The sequence below is a fragment of the Actinomarinicola tropica genome (assembly GCF_009650215.1).
In the GTDB taxonomy this organism is placed as follows: domain Bacteria; phylum Actinomycetota; class Acidimicrobiia; order Acidimicrobiales; family SKKL01; genus Actinomarinicola; species Actinomarinicola tropica.
This window is the reverse complement of record NZ_CP045851.1, coordinates 2,115,857-2,131,565: the sequence shown is the minus strand read 5'-3', so window position 1 is coordinate 2,131,565 and position 15,709 is coordinate 2,115,857. Positions and strand designations below refer to the sequence as shown.

Sequence of the window (15,709 nt, the reverse complement as noted above, 5' to 3'; positions counted from 1 at the left end):
CTGGTGGTCATGTCGGGGCCAGGTAGCAGCGGACCCGGGTGCCCTTGCCCGGTTCCGACAGTACGTCGAGGGTCGCGCCGATGCTCGCGGCCCGCTCGCGCATGCCCATGATCCCGTAGGAGTCCATGCGGCCGGCGCGACCGACCGGGAACCCGGCTCCGTCGTCGGCGATCTCGAGGGCGGCGGCCTGGCCGTTGCAGCGCCAGAGCACGCGCACCCGGCTGGCCTTGGCGTGGCGCTCCACGTTGGTGAGCGCCTCCTGGGCGATGCGCCACATCTCCCGCTCCTGGAGGATGGGGAGACGGGGGCCGCGGTCGGCGTACAGCGCGATCTCGAGGCCCGTGCGGTCCTTCAGGCGCTGGATGAACTGGTCGAGCGTGTCGGCGAGGTCCTGGTTGTCCGAGACGTCGGTGCGGAGGTCGTAGAGGGTGTCGCGCACCTCGCCGATGACGCCACGGACGTCGTCGCGCAGCTGGTCGAGCGACGGACGGATGTCGTCGCCCCGGCCCTGGGCCGACACGATCCGGTCGAGCTCGAAGGCCAGGTAGGCCAGCGACTGGCCGATGCGGTCGTGGAGCTCCCGGGCGATGCGGGTGCGCTCCTCGTCGGCGCCCACGGTGCGGAGGCGGGTGAACCACCGGGCGTTGTCGATGGCGAGGGCCACGGGCTCGACGAAGCCGTTGATCAGCTCGACGTCGCGCTGGGTGAAGTGCCGCTCGTCCTTGTGCTCCAGGCTGATGAGCCCGATCAGCGACCCACGGGCGCTGAGCGGGGCGTAGACCCCTGAGCCCATTGACGGGGCGAGGCCGGGGTTGTTGTTGAGCAGCTCGTTGCGCACGACGAGCTCGCGTCGCTCGGCGGTGGTGCGCAGGACCGAGGGCAGCTGGGCGAGCTCGACCCGCTCGCTCAGGCGGAGGCCTTCGCGGCGGGCGACGTGCCAGCTGGCGTCGGTCTCGTCGGCGATGAGGATGGCGACGGCGTCGAAGTCCATCAGCCCCCGGAGCCGCTGGATCGTCGAGTCGAGGACCTCGTCGTAGTCGAGCGAGTTGGGCAGGGTCTGGGCGACCCGGTGGAGCGAGAAGAGCAGGGCGTTGGCGTCCGCGAGCCGTCCCAGGCGGTCGAGCGCCAGGGAGTGCTGGCGGTCGGCCTCGCCGGAGATGCGGCGTGCGTAGCCGGCGATGACCGAGACCATCATGAGGATCACGGCCCACTGGAGCGTGATCGCGCCGTCGGACTCCCAGACGAAGTCCTCGCGGGCCATGTCGGGGAGGGCGACGGCGAGGACCGCGACGACGCTGATCCGCAGGGCGAAGCCGAAGCCGCGGGCGAACCCGGCGATCATGATCGCGGTGATGAGGCTCACCACGTAGGGCGACGTCCAGTACCCGGTGGCGGCCACCGCGAGGGTGAGGAGGCCCACCTCCGCGAGGACCTCGAGCAGGCTGCGGGTGTCGCCGACGTAGCGGATGGGCGTGACGGTGCGGAACGCCGTGTAGGAGAGCACGACGATCGTCCACGCCACGATCGTGTAGTCGCGGTCGAGGAAGGGACCGGCGGCGAGGGCCAGGCAGGCGATCGTGGTGGCCCAGCGGATGGCGAGGATCGCCGGGGCGAACGGGCGCAGGCGGTCGATGTCGCCACCCAGGGCGCTGGCGGCGAGGACGTCGACGTTCTCGTCGATGCCGCCGGCGTTGCGCAGACGAGCGGTCAGGAGGCGACCGGGGCGCGCGGCGACGCCGTTCGGGGCCGTGGCTCCGTTCTCTTCGGCGACGTCGCCGGGACGCTCGCTGGTGACGCTCATCGACTTCCTGGAGGTCGTGCCGCCCATCGGGGTACTCCGCCTCCTCTCTGATCGGCAGGTGTCAAGCAGACTTGAACGGCAGCTCGCTGATGCGTGACTGGTAGCTTCGCACGTCATGTTGGTGGTCGGGCTGACCGGAGGCATCGGGTCGGGCAAGTCGTCGGTGGCCGAGCGGCTCGTCGCGCGCGGCGCGGTGCTCGTCGACGCCGATGCCATCGTCCGCGAGCTGCAGGAACCGGGCGGTGCCGTGCTCGACGCCATGGTCGAGCGCTTCGGTGACGGGATCCTCACCCACGACGGGCACCTGGACCGCCAGGCGGTCGCCGACATCGTGTTCAACGACGAGGCGGCCCGCACGGATCTGAACGCTCTCGTGCACCCCTTGGTCAACGCCGAGATGGCCCGGCGCATCGGCGAGCACGCCGGCACCGATCGCGTGGTCGTGATGGACATCCCGCTGCTCAACGAGCGTCGCGACGGCCTGGGCCACGTGATCGTCGTCGACACGCCGGTCGACATCGCCGTCGAGCGCCTGGTGCGCCACCGAGGGTTCTCCGAGGCCGACGCCCGGGCCCGGATCGCCGCGCAGATCAGCCGGGAGGAGCGGCGGGCGCTCGCCGACTTCGTGGTCGACAACGGCGGCGACCTGGCGCAGCTCGACGCCGAGGTGGCGCGGTGCTGGGAGTGGCTCACCGCGTTGGAGCAGCCCACCCCCGGCTGAGCTGTCACAGCCCCTCGGTACGATCGGGCCGTGCCCCCGTTCAAGATGGTGTCCGAGTTCGAACCCGCCGGCGACCAGCCCAAGGCCATCGAGCAGCTGGCCGAGGGCGTCAACACCGGGCAGCGGTTCCAGACGCTCCTCGGCATCACCGGGTCGGGCAAGAGCGCGACGATCGCCTGGACCATCGAGCAGGTGCAACGGCCCACGCTCGTCATCGCGCCCAACAAGTCGCTGGCGGCCCAGCTGGCGAGCGAGTTCCGGGAGTTCTTCCCCGAGAACCGGGTCGAGTACTTCGTCAGCTACTACGACTACTACCAGCCCGAGGCCTACATGCCCTCGAGCGACACGTACATCGAGAAGGACTCGTCGGTGAACGACGAGATCGACCGCCTGCGCCACTCGGCCACCTCGGCGCTGCTCACCCGGCGCGACGTCATCGTCGTGGCCTCGGTGTCGTGCATCTACGGCCTCGGCTCCCCCGAGGAGTACCGCGACAAGCTGCTCGTGGTGCGGGTGGGGGAGGAGCACGACCAGCGGTCGATCCTCCGCCAGCTCGTCGACATGCAGTACGAGCGCAACGACATGAACCTGGTGCGCGGCAAGTTCCGCGTGCGTGGCGACACGATCGAGATCCACCCCGCCTACGAGGAGACGGCGGTCCGGGTCGAGCTGTTCGGCGACGAGGTCGAGGCCATCACCGTCGTCGACCCGCTCACCGGCGAGCGCGTCGGCACCCTCGACGAGCTCATCGTCTTCCCGGCCACCCACTACGTGGCGGGGGAGGAGCGCATGCAGCGCGCCATCGTCCGCATCGAGGCCGAGCTCCAGGAGCGGCTCGCCCAGTTCGAGCGCGAGGGCAAGCTCCTCGAGGCCCAGCGGCTGCGCATGCGCACCCAGTACGACCTCGAGATGATGCAGGAGGTCGGCTTCTGCAACGGCATCGAGAACTACTCGGCCCCGATCGACGGCCGCTCACCCGGCGAGCCGCCGCACACGTTGCTCGACTTCTTCCCGAAGGACTTCCTCGTCGTCCTCGACGAGAGCCACGTCACCGTCCCTCAGCTCCACGGCCAGTACGAGGGCGACCGCAGCCGCAAGTCCACCCTCATCGAGCACGGTTTCCGCCTGCCGTCGGCCGCCGACAACCGCCCGCTGCGGTTCGAGGAGTTCATCACCCGCATCGGCCAGTGCGTCTTCCTCTCCGCCACGCCCGGCCCCTACGAGCTGGAGCACTCCACCCAGGTGGTGGAGCAGATCGTCCGCCCGACGGGCCTGGTCGACCCCGAGGTCGTGGTCAAGCCCACCAAGGGTCAGATCGACGACCTCATCGACAACATCAACCGGGTCATCGCCTCCGACGGCCGCGTGCTCGTCACCACGCTCACCAAGAAGATGGCCGAGGACCTCACCGACTACCTCCTGGAGCTCGGCGTGCGTGTCCGGTACCTCCACAGCGAGGTCGACACGATCCAGCGCATCGAGATCCTCCGGGACCTTCGCCTCGGCGAGTTCGACGTGCTCGTCGGCATCAACCTCCTCCGTGAGGGCCTCGACCTGCCCGAGGTCTCCCTCGTGACCATCCTCGACGCCGACAAGGAGGGTTTCCTACGCTCCGAGACGTCGCTCATCCAGACGATCGGGCGCGCCGCCCGCAACGTCGACGGCCAGGTGATCATGTACGCCGACACGATCACCGACTCCATGCAGCGGGCCATCTCGGAGACGAACCGTCGGCGGGCGGTGCAGACGGCCTACAACCAGGAGCACGGGATCGATCCGCAGACCATCCGCAAGGCGGTCACCGACATCCTCGCCTACCTGCGGCCGGCGGAGTCCGCCCCGGTGCCCGACAAGGACCGCCGCCGGCGCCGCCCGGGCGAGGCCGAGAAGGTCCGCTCCGAGCTCGCCGACCTGCCGCACGAGGAGCTCGAGCGGCTCATCCGCACCCTGGAGGAGGAGATGCAGGAGGCCTCCGCCGACTTGCGGTTCGAGTACGCGGCGCGGCTGCGCGACGAGATCAAGGAGCTCAAGCGCGAGCTGAGGGAGGTGGTGTGACCGACAGGCCGCTTGACGATCGGGCGACGCTGCCGATCAGAAGCGGGTGACGGCGACCACCACCTCACATCCGGATCCCGGACAGCGGCGCTTCGTGCGTCGGGCCCAACTGGCTGTGCACGTCCTGGCCCTGGCCCTGGTCCTCGGGGTCGGCATGCTCGTCGTCGATCCGACCGTGTCCTACAGCGCCGACGAAGGCGCGGTGATCGCCCAGGTGGAGGTCCTGGCCGATGAGGGGACCTGGATCCGCCCGCACCCGCTCCCGGAGGTCGACCCCACGGGGGAGTGGTTCCCGCTCGAGTTCCCCGTCGTGGTGGAGGATGGTGCGGCCTCCTACGTCAAGCATCCGTCGTACCCGATCACGATGCTGCCGTTCCGGGACGTGGCTGGGACCACCGGCATGGTGGTGGCATCCGTCCTCGGGACGATCGTGACGGCAGTGGGTGCGGCCGTCCTGGCGCGTTCGATGCGTCCCGCCGCCGAGGTCCCGACCTTGTGGCTGATCGGCGTGGGATCGCCTCTCTTGTTCGACGCCTACCTGGTCATCGCGCACTCGCTGGCTGCGGCGGCGGTCGTGTGGGGTGTGATCGCGGCTCTCCGGGCCGTGGAGTCGTCACGTCCCTTGATGCCGACGCTGCTCGCGGCCGGTGCGCTGGGCCTCGCCACGCTGTGGCGCACGGAGGCGATCTTCCTCGGTCCTGCGCTCGCCGTCGCGGTGGTGCTCGGCCGGGGTGATGTCGCCGTCGCCCGTCGGGTCGTCGTCGGTGCAGCGGCCGCTGTGGGATCCGTCGGGGCCTACGTGCTCGACGGGCGACTCAGCCAGTGGGTCCTCGGCGCGGACGGGGTCGAGGTGTTCGTCATCCGCTCGCAGGGGAACCTGCTCACCAGTCGGGTCAACGGCCTCGTCAACACCTGGCTGCGTCCTGTCTCGGGTGAGATCGGCATCGGTTCCGCCCTGCTGCTCGCGGTGCCTGTCGTGCTGCTCGTGCTCGCGCTGCTGTCGCGTGCTGCAGCGCCGGATCCAGGTCGGATCCGGATCCTGGCCGGGGCCGCGGCGGTGCTCGCGGTGGGCGGAGCAGCATCTGCCCCGACCTCGGTGGTCCCGGGACTCCTCGTGGCCTTCCCCCTGCTCGTGCTCGTGTTCGCGTCGTGGCGCAGCCTCGTGGCCGATCCCGCACAGCGCGTGCTGCTCGCCACCGCTGCGCTCTACGCGCTCGGCGTTCTGGCCACCCAGTACGAACGTGGCGGGACGGCGGAGTGGGGTGGCCGGTACTTCGCGCTCGGCCTCGCTCTCGTGGCGCCGTCGATCGTCATCGCGGCACAGGATCTCGTCCGGCGCACGGCGCCCGAGGGGCGACGGCTGGTGGCCGGAGCGCTCCTCGTCGTCCCCCTCGCTCTCGGGTTCGTCGCCGTCTCGTCGCTGCAGGCGGCGCACGAGCGCACCGACGCGGTCGTGTCCGGGGTGGTCGATGCGGCCGCGGTGCTGTCGGACGACGATCGACCGGTCCTGGTCTCGGTGGCCGCGCTCGTCCCCCGACTCGCCTGGGACCACCTCGACGACGCTCGGTGGCTGTTCGTGCCGCCCGACGACCTCGACCAATTCTTCGACGAGGCCGCTGACGTCGGCGTGAACGAGGTACTCGTCGTGACGCCAGGGGAGCTCGGGGCCTACACCACGTCGACGGGCGCGTTCGACGCCGACCGGGCCGAGGTCGTCTGGGGGAACTGGACCGTGACCCGACTCCGTCCCGATCCCTGATGTGGCGCTGCCACCGCCGATCTGAGGTGTGACGAACATCCGTTCGATCGGGTTGGCGCGGTTGGTAGCCTGACCCGGTGACCGAGTCGATCGTCATCCGCGGCGCCCGCGAGCACAACCTCCGCAACGTCTCCCTCGAGCTCCCGCGCGACAAGCTCATCGTCTTCACGGGGCTCTCCGGCTCCGGCAAGTCGTCGCTCGCGTTCGACACCATCTACGCCGAGGGCCAGCGGCGCTACGTCGAGTCGCTGTCGTCCTACGCCCGCCAGTTCCTCGGCCAGATGGACAAGCCCGACGTCGAGTTCATCGAGGGGCTGTCGCCCGCCATCTCCATCGACCAGAAGAGCGCGTCCCGCAACCCGCGGTCCACCGTCGGCACGATCACCGAGGTCTACGACTACCTCCGCCTGCTCTTCGCCCGGGTCGGCGTGCCCCACTGCCCGAACGACGGCACCGTCATCACCCGCCAGACCCCCCAGCAGATCGTCGACCGCATCCTCGAGCTGCCCGAGGGCACCCGCTTCCAGGTGCTGGCGCCGGTGGTGCGGGGCCGCAAGGGCACCTACGAGACGCTCCTCTCCGACCTGGCGAGCCAAGGCTTCGCCCGCGCCCGGATCGACGGCGAGGTCCACGAGCTCACCGAGTCGGTCGACCTCGCCCGCTACGAGCAGCACACCATCGAGGTCATCGTCGACCGGCTCGTCCTGCGCGACGGCATCGAGCGGCGCCTCACGGACTCGCTCGAGACCGCGCTGCGCCTCGCCGACGGCGTGGCCGAGGTGCAGATCGTCCCGCGGGAGGGCGAGGTCGAGGAGGAGACCCTCACGTTCTCCCAGCACCTGGCCTGCCCCACCTGCGGACTGAGCTTCGACGAGCTGGCCCCCCGCAACTTCTCGTTCAACTCGCCCTACGGCGCCTGCGAGCACTGCGACGGGCTCGGCACCCGGTTCGAGGTCGACCCCGAGCTGGTGGTCCCCAACCCCGACCTCACCCTCGACGAGGGCGCCATCGCCCCCTTCGCCGGCGGGCGCACGCCGTACTTCAAGCGGCTCATCGAATCGGTGGCCACGGCCAACGACGTCCCGCTCGACGTGCCCTTCGGCCGGCTGACGAAGCCGCAGCGCAAGGTGATGCTCTACGGCACCAAGGGCAAGGTGCAGGTCAGCTACAAGAACCGCTACGGGCGCCAGCGCAGCTACCAGGCCCGCTACGAGGGCGCCGTCCCGTACCTCCAGCGACGCCACTCCGAGGCCGAGTCCGACACCGCCCGCGAGCAGATCGAGGGCTACATGCGGGAGGTGCCCTGCCCGGAGTGCGGCGGCGCGCGCCTCAAGCCCCTGTCGCTCGGCGTCACGGTCAACGACCGGACCATCCACGAGCTGTCGACGATGTCGATCCGCGAAGCCGCCGAGGTGCTCGTCGAGCTCGACCTCTCGGAGCGGGACCGCCTCATCGCCGAGCGCATCATCAAGGAGATCAACGCCCGGATGGGCTTCCTCCTCGACGTCGGCCTCGACTACCTGTCGCTGCACCGCTCCGCGGCCACCCTCGCCGGTGGCGAGGCCCAGCGGATCCGGCTGGCGTCCCAGATCGGCAGCGGGTTGGTCGGCGTGCTCTACGTCCTCGACGAACCCTCGATCGGGCTGCACCAGCGCGACAACCACCGGCTCATCGAGACGCTGGTGCGCCTGCGGGACCTCGGCAACACCGTGCTCGTCGTCGAGCACGACGAGGACACGATGCGGGTGGCCGACCACATCGTCGACATCGGGCCCGGGGCAGGGGAGCACGGCGGCGCCATCGTGCACTCCGGCACCTACAAGCAGCTCCTGAAGAACAAGGCCTCGATCACCGGGCAGTACATGTCCGGCAAGCGCAGCATCCCGGTCCCCGAGGTGCGCCGGCAGCCGAACGAGGCCTGGCTCACGGTCAAGGGTGCTCGGGAGCACAACCTGCGGGGCATCGACGTCGAGTTCCCCCTCGGGTGCTTCGTCACGGTCACCGGCGTGTCGGGCTCGGGCAAGTCCACGCTCGTCAACGACATCCTGTACCGGGTCCTCATGCAGCGGATCTACAAGAGCCGCACGCCCCCGGGCCTCCACAAGGCGGTCACCGGCATCGAGCACCTCGACAAGGTCATCAACATCGACCAGTCGCCGATCGGCCGCACCCCGCGCTCGAACCCCGCCACCTACACCGGCGTGTTCGACCACATCCGCAAGCTGTTCGCCCAGACCCAGGAGGCCAAGGTCCGTGGCTACCTGCCCGGGCGCTTCTCGTTCAACGTCTCCGGCGGCCGCTGCGAGGCCTGCGCCGGCGACGGCACCATCAAGATCGAGATGCACTTCCTCCCCGACGTCTACGTCCCGTGCGAGGTCTGCAAGGGCAAGCGCTACAACCGCGACACGCTCGACATCACGTTCAAGGACAAGAACATCTCCGAGGTGCTCGACCTGTCCTGCGAGGAGGCGCTCGAGTTCTTCTCCAACCAGCCGGCGATCGCCCGCCACATGCAGACGATCGTCGACGTCGGCCTCGGCTACGTCCGACTCGGCCAGCCCGCCACCACGCTGTCGGGCGGCGAGGCCCAGCGGGTGAAGCTGGCGAGCGAGTTGGCCAAGCGGTCCACGGGCCACACCATCTACATCCTCGACGAGCCCACGACGGGCCTCCACTTCGAGGACATCCGGCGCCTGCTCACCGTGCTGTCCCGCCTCGTCGACCAGGGCAACACCGTGCTCGTCATCGAGCACAACCTCGATGTCATCAAGACCGCGGACTGGGTCATCGACCTGGGGCCGGAGGGCGGCAACGGCGGCGGCACGGTCGTCGTCGAGGGCCCTCCGGAGCTCGTGGCGAAGACCCCGGAGAGCCACACCGGCCGGTTCCTGGCACCGATGCTCGGGCTCTGAGGGGGCAAGCGCGCTCGACAACAGCTTGATCGTCTTCGCCGCGTGCCGATGGAGCCATCATGCTGAGGTGTTGGTCGGCGGCGACGAGGTGACGTCGTGATGCGCGTGACGCGGCTCGCCGTGGCGGTCGCCATCCCAGGTGTGATCTTCGCACTCAGCAAGATCCACGCTGCGTGGGTCGCGCCCGACCCCTACGACTTCACGTCGTCGAGTCGCGTGATCTGGGCCATCGGGATGGCTCTCGTGACCTGGGTGTCGGCGTACGCCGTGGGGCTGCCCTCGTTGGTCGACGGGCGTCGCCAGGCGATCGTCGCTGCCGTCGTCGCCGTCGGCGCCAGCGTGGCGTTCGTCTCGCTCGCTCAGCTGCTGCTCGGCGACGCGCTGCTCCCTCGGTTCGTCGTGTTCGGCTCGGCGCTCGTGCTGATCCCGGTGCTGACCGGACTCGGGCTCCTGGGGGCGTCGGGACGTCGTCGGGTCGCGAGCCGTGATCGGGTCCTCTTCGTCGGTGGGCGGGCCGAGGCGCTCCAGCTGCAGGGCGACCTCCACGGATCGGTCGAGCGTCCCGCGGTGCTGCTGGCGGCCATGCTGGTCGACGAGGCTCTCGATCGATCGGGCGGGGCGCCGCTCGCGGCCCGCGTCGAGGCCATCGGGGCGAACGTCCTGGTCCTCGACGTCGCCGCCCAGGCCGAGGTGGACATCGTGGCCCAGGCCGCGCACGTCCACGAACGCGGCGTGCGTGTGCGCACCCTGTCGATGTTCTACGAGGACTGGCTCGGCAAGCTGCCGCTCACCGAGCTGGAGCGTGTCTCCCTGCTGTTCGACATCGGCGAGCTCCACCGTGCCCGCTATGCCCGCATGAAGCGGGTGGTCGATGTCGTCGCGGGCGTGTTCGGCACGATCGTGCTGCTCGTCGTCACGCCGGTCGTGCTCGTCGGCAACCTCGTCGCCAACCGCGGTCCATTGATGTTCCGGCAGGAGCGGATCGGCAAGGGCGGACAGCCGTTCACCATCCTCAAGTTCCGCACGATGCGACCAGGGACGACACAGGGGGAGTGGACATCGGTTGACGATGCTCGTGTGACGACGTTCGGTGGGTGGCTGCGCCGCTCCCACATCGACGAGCTGCCGCAGATCGTCAACATCCTCCGTGGCGATCTCTCGCTCGTCGGCCCGCGGCCCGAGCAGGCACGCTACGTCCGCGAGCTCGAGGAGAAGCTGCCGTTCTACGGCGTCCGCCACCTGGTGCGGCCCGGGCTGACGGGGTGGGCCCAGGTGAAGTACGGCTACGCGAGCGACACGCTGGACGCGCTCCAGAAGCTCCAGTACGAGTTCTTCTACCTGCGCCACCAGAGCCTGGCGCTCGATGCCCAGATCGTGGGCCGCACCCTCCGGCACCTCGGAACCGGCGGTGGGCGATGACCCCGGACATCACGGTCATCGTCCCCTGCCGGAACGAGGCTGCCGACATCGGGGACTGCATCGCCGCGATCGCCGCCCAGGACGTCGCTCGCTCGGAGTTCGAGGTGCTCCTCGTCGACGGCGAGAGCGACGACGGAACCGTGGAGGCCGCCCGGGCGGAGGCCGCGGCGAACGGGCTCGGCATCGAGGTGCTCGAGAACCCGGATCGCACCGCCGCCACGGCGCTGAACCGGGGGCTGAGCCGGGCACGGGGTCGCCTGATCGTCCGCGTCGACGCCCGCTCCCGCATCACATCGGGTCACCTGCGTCGGTGCAGGGAACACCTCGACGACCGACGCATCGGCGTGGTCGGAGGGGGACAGCGACCTGTGGCCCGTCCCGGTGCGACCTTGGAGGAGCGAGGGATCGTCCGTGCTCTCTCCAACCGCTACACGACCGGCTTGGCGCGGTACCGCCGGAGCGACACGCCGGGCGCGGTCGACACGGTGTGGATGGGCGCCTTCCGCCGGAGCGACCTCGAGCGGGTCGGCGGCTGGCCCGTACGTCCGGCACAGAACCAGGACTACCGGCTGAACCAGACGCTGCGGGCTGAGGGCCTCCAGGTCTGGTTCGACCCCACGCTGACCGCCGACTACCTCCCGCGTCGGACCCTGCGCGCCCTCGCTCGTCAGTACGCGGCCTTCGGTCGCGCCAAGGGAACGATCTGGCGGAGCGGCGGGACGTTCGCGCCGCGCCACGCCCTTCTGCTGGCGGGTCCGCTCTTGCTGGGCGTCGGGCTGGTGGCTGTCGTGCGGCGCAAGGGGTTGGCCCCCGCTGGTGCACTCGCGGTTGCGGGGCTGCTCGTCGTGGACGAGGTCGGTTCTTCGTCGCCTGCGTCCGGGCAAGAGCGCGCGGTGGCCGTGGTCGCCACGTTGGTGGCCGACGGCGCGTGGCTCGTGGGCGTCGTCCGAGGCTGTGCCCGCCGGTGACGACGTCGACGTCGGGCAGGGTCCAGCGGATCGGATGGGGTCTGGCCGATCAGGCCGTGTCGAGCCTCACCAACATGATCGGCCTGGCGCTCATCGGCCGGTGGCTGGACCCGGAGTCCTTCGGCGTCGTCGCTCTTCTCTTCACGCTTATCCCGGTCGGCATCGTCGTTGCACGCGGCACGTGGGGCGAAGCGCTCCTCGTCTTGTCGGAGGTGCGGGGCCGGCGAGACCCGCGACGGTCTCCGGTGGCGCTCGGTGGCGCTCTGGCGACCGGCGTGGCGCTCGGTGCGCTCACGCTCGTGGCAGCCGCACTGATCCCGGCGCACGGCACGACCGTGGCGGTGGCGGGACTGTGGGCGCCGCTGTTGCTCCTCCACGACACCGGCCGCTACGTGCGATTCGGCGAGGGGCGTCCCTTCCTCGCGTTCGCGTCGGACCTGACGTGGCTAGCGGTGTCGGTGGTCGGCCTCGTCGCTGTGGAAGCGGCAGGGGGAGGCGCCACGCTGCTGCTGGCCGCATGGTTCGCCGGCCTCGTCCCTGCGACCGTCATCGTCCTCATCGGCGTTCGACCGGCGATCAGAGGCGTGAGCACGTGGCTCCGCGAGGACCGGCCCACCTGGGGGCCGCTGTTGGGCGACGTGGCTGGAAGTGCCGGCTTCCGGGCATTGGCGCTCGTCGTGGTCATCGCTGCGAGCGGGCTGGAGGATGGCGGAGGGTTCCGCGCTGCACAGGTCACAATGGGCCCCGTCACGATCATGACCCTCGCCGCAGCTCCGATGTTTCTCTACGGCGCGCCAGCGCGATCTGCGCCGCAGGTGCGCTCGGCGGTGGCGGGCACCTCAGTCGTCCTGGCAGTTGCCGCTTCCTCCTGGCTGGGCCTCGTCCTGCTCGCGCCGTCTCGACTCGGGGAGTCGGCGCTCGGAGCAGCGTGGGTGTCCGCCGAGCCGCTGATCGGTGCTGTCGGGCTCTACCACGTCGCTGCTGCAGCCGCGCTGGCGCCGTTCCTGGGTCTTCGATCCCTCCAGCGAACTGGCACGGCCTTCCTGCTCCGGATCGGCTCGGGTGCTGCTCTGGTGATCGCAGCTGGGCTCGGCGCGGCACATGGCGGAGCCAGGTCCGCTGCCCTTGGCATGGCGGGGGTTGAGTTCGCCACGCTGGTCGCGTCGTTTGGCGCACTTGGCCGGGTCCGAGGTGACGCTGCACCGGGTCCGGACTCCCGGTCTCCTGTGGAACGCTGAGGGCCATGTCGAAGGTGACCCGATTCATCGAACGTGCGACCCTCAGGACCATGCCGCCGCGAGTGTCGCGCTCGATCGGCGCCGCCGCCGGCTTCCTCGTGCCTGCGCGGCGTTCCTACTCGCAATATGGCGAAGACCTGGTGCTGACATCGTTCTTCGAGAACGCAGGGATCCGCGCTGGGGTCTACGTCGACATTGGTGCCTTCCACCCTCGCTGGTTGTCGAACACCCACCTGCTGTCGCAGCGCGGCTGGAGTGGAGTCGTGGTGGACGTGGACCCGGAGAAGGTCAGGTTGTGCGAGCGCCGTCGAGGGTGCACGGGAATCGTCGGCGCCGTGGTCCCGGATTCCTCGACCTCGGAGGTCGACTTCTACCGGTTCGCCCGCCTCTGGTCCGAGATCGACACCGTCTCCCACGAGGACGCGGTGGAGCAATCGGCGCGCACCGGGCTGCCGTTCACACGTGAGTCGGTGCCGGCCATCGCCGTCACGGACCTCCTGAATGGAGCGATGGAGGCACACGGCCGGGTCGATCTCCTGAACATCGACGTCGAAGGGCTCGACGAGCTGCTCCTGGCGGCGATCGACCTCGATCGGTTCGACCTCGGCGTGGTCTGCTTCGAGAACAACACCGAGTTCGGCGGTAGCGCTGCGGTGAGGGAGCTCCTCGCATCTAACGCCTACGTCCACCTCATGACGTCCGGAGGGTCGCAGATGTACGCGAGGAAGGATCTGGCCGATGCCGCGGGCCGCCGGCAGGGACGTGGCTGACATCGAGCCGATCTAGGTGATGGCGAGCATTCGCTCGAGCGCCACCTTGGCCCACGTCGTCGTCTCGGGGTCGACTGTGATCTGGTTGACGACCCGGCCCTCGACGAGGGACTCGAGCACCCACGCCAGGTGCGGCGCGTCGATGCGGAACATCGTCGAGCACGGGCAGACGAGAGGGTCCAGGGAGAGGACCGTCTTGTCCGGGGTCTCCTCGTTGAGCCGGTTGACGAGGTGGATCTCGGTGCCGACGGCGATCGTCGAGCCGGGCGGCGCCGCCTCGATCGCTCGGATGATGTAGTCGGTCGAACCGACCTGATCGGCGAGCTCGCAGACCTCACGGGCGCACTCGGGGTGCGCCACGACGATGCCGTCCGGGTGCTCGGCCCGGAACGCCTCGACGTGCTCCGGACGGAACCGCTGGTGCACCGAGCAGTGCCCCTTCCAGAGCAGGAGCGTGGCGTCCTTGCAATCGGCCTCGGTGAGGCCCCCGAGCTCGAGGCGCGGGTTCCACACCCGCATGTCGTCCTCGGTGTAGCCCATGGCGTAGCCGCTGTTGCGGCCGAGGTGCTGGTCGGGGAAGAAGAGGACCTTGTCGCCCTTGGCCAGAGCCCACTCGAGCACGGCCTTGGCGTTGGTGGAGGTGCACACGGCGCCGCCGTGCTCGCCCACGAACGCCTTGAGCGCGGCCGAGGAGTTCATGTAGGTGATCGGGACCACCCGCTCGATGTCGACGACGTCGGCGAGGGACTCCCACGCCTCGGTGACCTCGTCGATGTCGGCCATGTCGGCCATCGAGCAGCCGGCGTTCAGATCGGGGAGGACGACCTGCTGGTGGTCGGCGGTGAGGATGTCGGCGGACTCGGCCATGAAGTGCACGCCGCAGAAGACGATGTAGTCGGCCTCGGGCCGCTCCTGGGCGAGCACCGAGAGGCGGAACGAGTCGCCGCGGGCGTCGGCCCACCGCATGACCTCGTCGCGCTGGTAGTGGTGGCCGAGGACGAACACCCGGTCGCCGAGCGTCGCCTTCGCAGCGCCGATCCACTCGTCGAGGTGCTCAGGCGTCGCGTCGAGGTAGCGGTCCGGTAGGCGGTTCTGGATTCGCAGCATGTGGGCGGGAACCTTCCCCTTGGAGCTCCGCTTGAGACCGGTGGGGGCAGCCTGGTCGCCACGCCACGGGGATGTCGGTCACGGAGCTGATGTGCTGGAGTCCAGGCCAGCTCGGGTTCGAGTGTAGGCGGGTCCACGTTGAGGGCGTCGATGGCTTGACTCTGCGCTTCAGCCGTCGATGGGTGTGGATGCGACCGCAGTCGCCGGACGCCACGCCGGCCGCGCCGGCCCACCGGGTGGTGATCGATCTCGACCGCGTGATCGGTGTGCTCGGACGCTTCGCGCTCGCCCTGGTGGTGGCGGGGACGCTCGTGAGCGTGATCCGGCTGACGTCGGACGTCGTCACCGACGCCGCGGACCTCGGCGCACGGTTCGAGCTGCACACCGACCAGTCCCTGCCGACGTGGTTCTCCTCCGTGGCCCTGTTCGCGTCGGTGCCCCTGCTCGCGATCATGGCCTCGGCCGCGCCGTCGACCGCGGACCGTCGCCGGTGGGCGGTCCTCGCAGCTCTGGTGCTCGTCTTCTCGATGGACGAGGTGGCGACGTTCCACGAGTACGCAGCTGCGGTCGTCGACGTCCAGATCTTCGGGTTCTCCGGTGGCTACAACTGGTTGGCCGTCGGGATCCCGTTCGCCGTGGCTGTCGTGGCGGCCTACACGCCGTTCGTCCTGCGGCTCGATCCCTGGCTCCGGGCGCGTCTCGTCGCCGTGGCGGCCACCTACTTCGGAGGTGCGGTCGGGGTCGAGGCACTGAACGCCCACACCGCCTCGACGATCGGCGACGACACCTATCGCTACGTGCTCGGCACGGCGGTCGAGGAGTCGCTCGAGCTCGTCGGTGCGCTGCTGCTGCTCCACACGACGATGGGCCACCTGCATCGCTGGGGCGCGGCCGTGCTCGTCCACTTCCACGCCGGGTCGGCGACGGGCTGAGGCAGGTCCGCGGCCGAACAACCGTTC

11 protein-coding genes are annotated in these 15,709 nt (G+C 69.9%); 9 read left to right on the top strand and 2 right to left on the bottom strand.

What is annotated here, in order from left to right; genetic code table 11:
- Positions 1 to 7: 7 nt before the first annotated feature.
- Entirely contained in the window at positions 8 to 1,801 is a 1,794-nt protein-coding gene (locus GH723_RS10390) for a GAF domain-containing sensor histidine kinase (protein WP_195210238.1), read from the bottom strand.
- 115 nt (positions 1,802 to 1,916) lie between these two features.
- Between GH723_RS10390 and coaE the strand changes: the two genes are divergently transcribed.
- The 8 genes from coaE to GH723_RS10350 all read left to right on the top strand — a co-directional run bounded on the left by coaE (position 1,917) and on the right by GH723_RS10350 (position 13,643).
- Entirely contained in the window at positions 1,917 to 2,522 is a 606-nt protein-coding gene (coaE, locus tag GH723_RS10385; protein ID WP_153759579.1) for a dephospho-CoA kinase, read from the top strand.
- A gap of 45 nt (positions 2,523 to 2,567) precedes the next feature.
- Complete coding sequence (uvrB, locus tag GH723_RS10380) at positions 2,568 to 4,577, top strand: excinuclease ABC subunit UvrB (RefSeq protein WP_153761174.1); 2,010 nt, start codon at positions 2,568 to 2,570, stop codon at positions 4,575 to 4,577.
- Positions 4,578 to 4,623: 46 nt separating this feature from the next.
- Positions 4,624 to 6,336: a hypothetical protein gene (locus GH723_RS10375; protein ID WP_153759578.1), complete on the top strand. Its 1,713-nt coding sequence runs from the start codon at positions 4,624 to 4,626 to the stop codon at positions 6,334 to 6,336.
- Between the two features lie 77 nt (positions 6,337 to 6,413).
- Positions 6,414 to 9,248, top strand: coding sequence for an excinuclease ABC subunit UvrA (gene uvrA, locus GH723_RS10370; RefSeq protein ID WP_153759577.1), 2,835 nt, complete (start codon positions 6,414 to 6,416; stop codon positions 9,246 to 9,248).
- 99 nt (positions 9,249 to 9,347) lie between these two features.
- Positions 9,348 to 10,667, top strand: coding sequence for a sugar transferase (locus GH723_RS10365; protein ID WP_153759576.1), 1,320 nt, complete (start codon positions 9,348 to 9,350; stop codon positions 10,665 to 10,667).
- Positions 10,664 to 11,635, top strand: coding sequence for a glycosyltransferase (locus GH723_RS10360; RefSeq protein ID WP_153759575.1), 972 nt, complete (start codon positions 10,664 to 10,666; stop codon positions 11,633 to 11,635). The genes GH723_RS10365 and GH723_RS10360 overlap by 4 nt, the downstream gene beginning before the upstream one ends.
- Positions 11,632 to 12,873: an MATE family efflux transporter gene (locus tag GH723_RS10355; protein WP_153759574.1), complete on the top strand. Its 1,242-nt coding sequence runs from the start codon at positions 11,632 to 11,634 to the stop codon at positions 12,871 to 12,873. Before GH723_RS10360 ends, GH723_RS10355 begins: the two co-directional genes overlap by 4 nt.
- Before the next feature lie 50 nt (positions 12,874 to 12,923).
- Positions 12,924 to 13,643, top strand: coding sequence for an FkbM family methyltransferase (locus GH723_RS10350; protein WP_195210237.1), 720 nt, complete (start codon positions 12,924 to 12,926; stop codon positions 13,641 to 13,643).
- A gap of 12 nt (positions 13,644 to 13,655) precedes the next feature.
- On the opposite strand, the gene nadA is transcribed toward GH723_RS10350, so the two are convergent.
- On the bottom strand, positions 13,656 to 14,750 hold the full coding sequence (gene nadA / locus GH723_RS10345; RefSeq protein ID WP_153759572.1) for a quinolinate synthase NadA: 1,095 nt from the start codon (positions 14,748 to 14,750) through the stop codon (positions 13,656 to 13,658).
- A gap of 188 nt (positions 14,751 to 14,938) precedes the next feature.
- On the opposite strand from nadA, the gene GH723_RS10340 reads away from it, so the two are divergent.
- Positions 14,939 to 15,682, top strand: a complete 744-nt coding sequence (locus tag GH723_RS10340; protein WP_153759571.1) for a hypothetical protein — start codon at positions 14,939 to 14,941, stop codon at positions 15,680 to 15,682.
- Positions 15,683 to 15,709 lie beyond the last annotated feature (27 nt).

Excerpts from the sequence above, each read along its gene's own strand:
- GH723_RS10390 (WP_195210238.1), bottom strand. The coding sequence starts at position 1,801 with ATGAGCGTCACCAGCGAGCGTCCCGGCGACGTCGCCGAAGAGAACGGA.
- coaE (WP_153759579.1), top strand. The coding sequence starts at position 1,917 with ATGTTGGTGGTCGGGCTGACCGGAGGCATCGGGTCGGGCAAGTCGTCG.
- uvrB (WP_153761174.1), top strand. The coding sequence starts at position 2,568 with ATGGTGTCCGAGTTCGAACCCGCCGGCGACCAGCCCAAGGCCATCGAG.
- GH723_RS10365 (WP_153759576.1), top strand. The coding sequence starts at position 9,348 with ATGCGCGTGACGCGGCTCGCCGTGGCGGTCGCCATCCCAGGTGTGATC.
- GH723_RS10360 (WP_153759575.1), top strand. The coding sequence starts at position 10,664 with ATGACCCCGGACATCACGGTCATCGTCCCCTGCCGGAACGAGGCTGCC.
- GH723_RS10350 (WP_195210237.1), top strand. The coding sequence starts at position 12,924 with ATGCCGCCGCGAGTGTCGCGCTCGATCGGCGCCGCCGCCGGCTTCCTC.
- nadA (WP_153759572.1), bottom strand. The coding sequence starts at position 14,750 with ATGCTGCGAATCCAGAACCGCCTACCGGACCGCTACCTCGACGCGACG.
- GH723_RS10340 (WP_153759571.1), top strand. The coding sequence starts at position 14,939 with ATGCGACCGCAGTCGCCGGACGCCACGCCGGCCGCGCCGGCCCACCGG.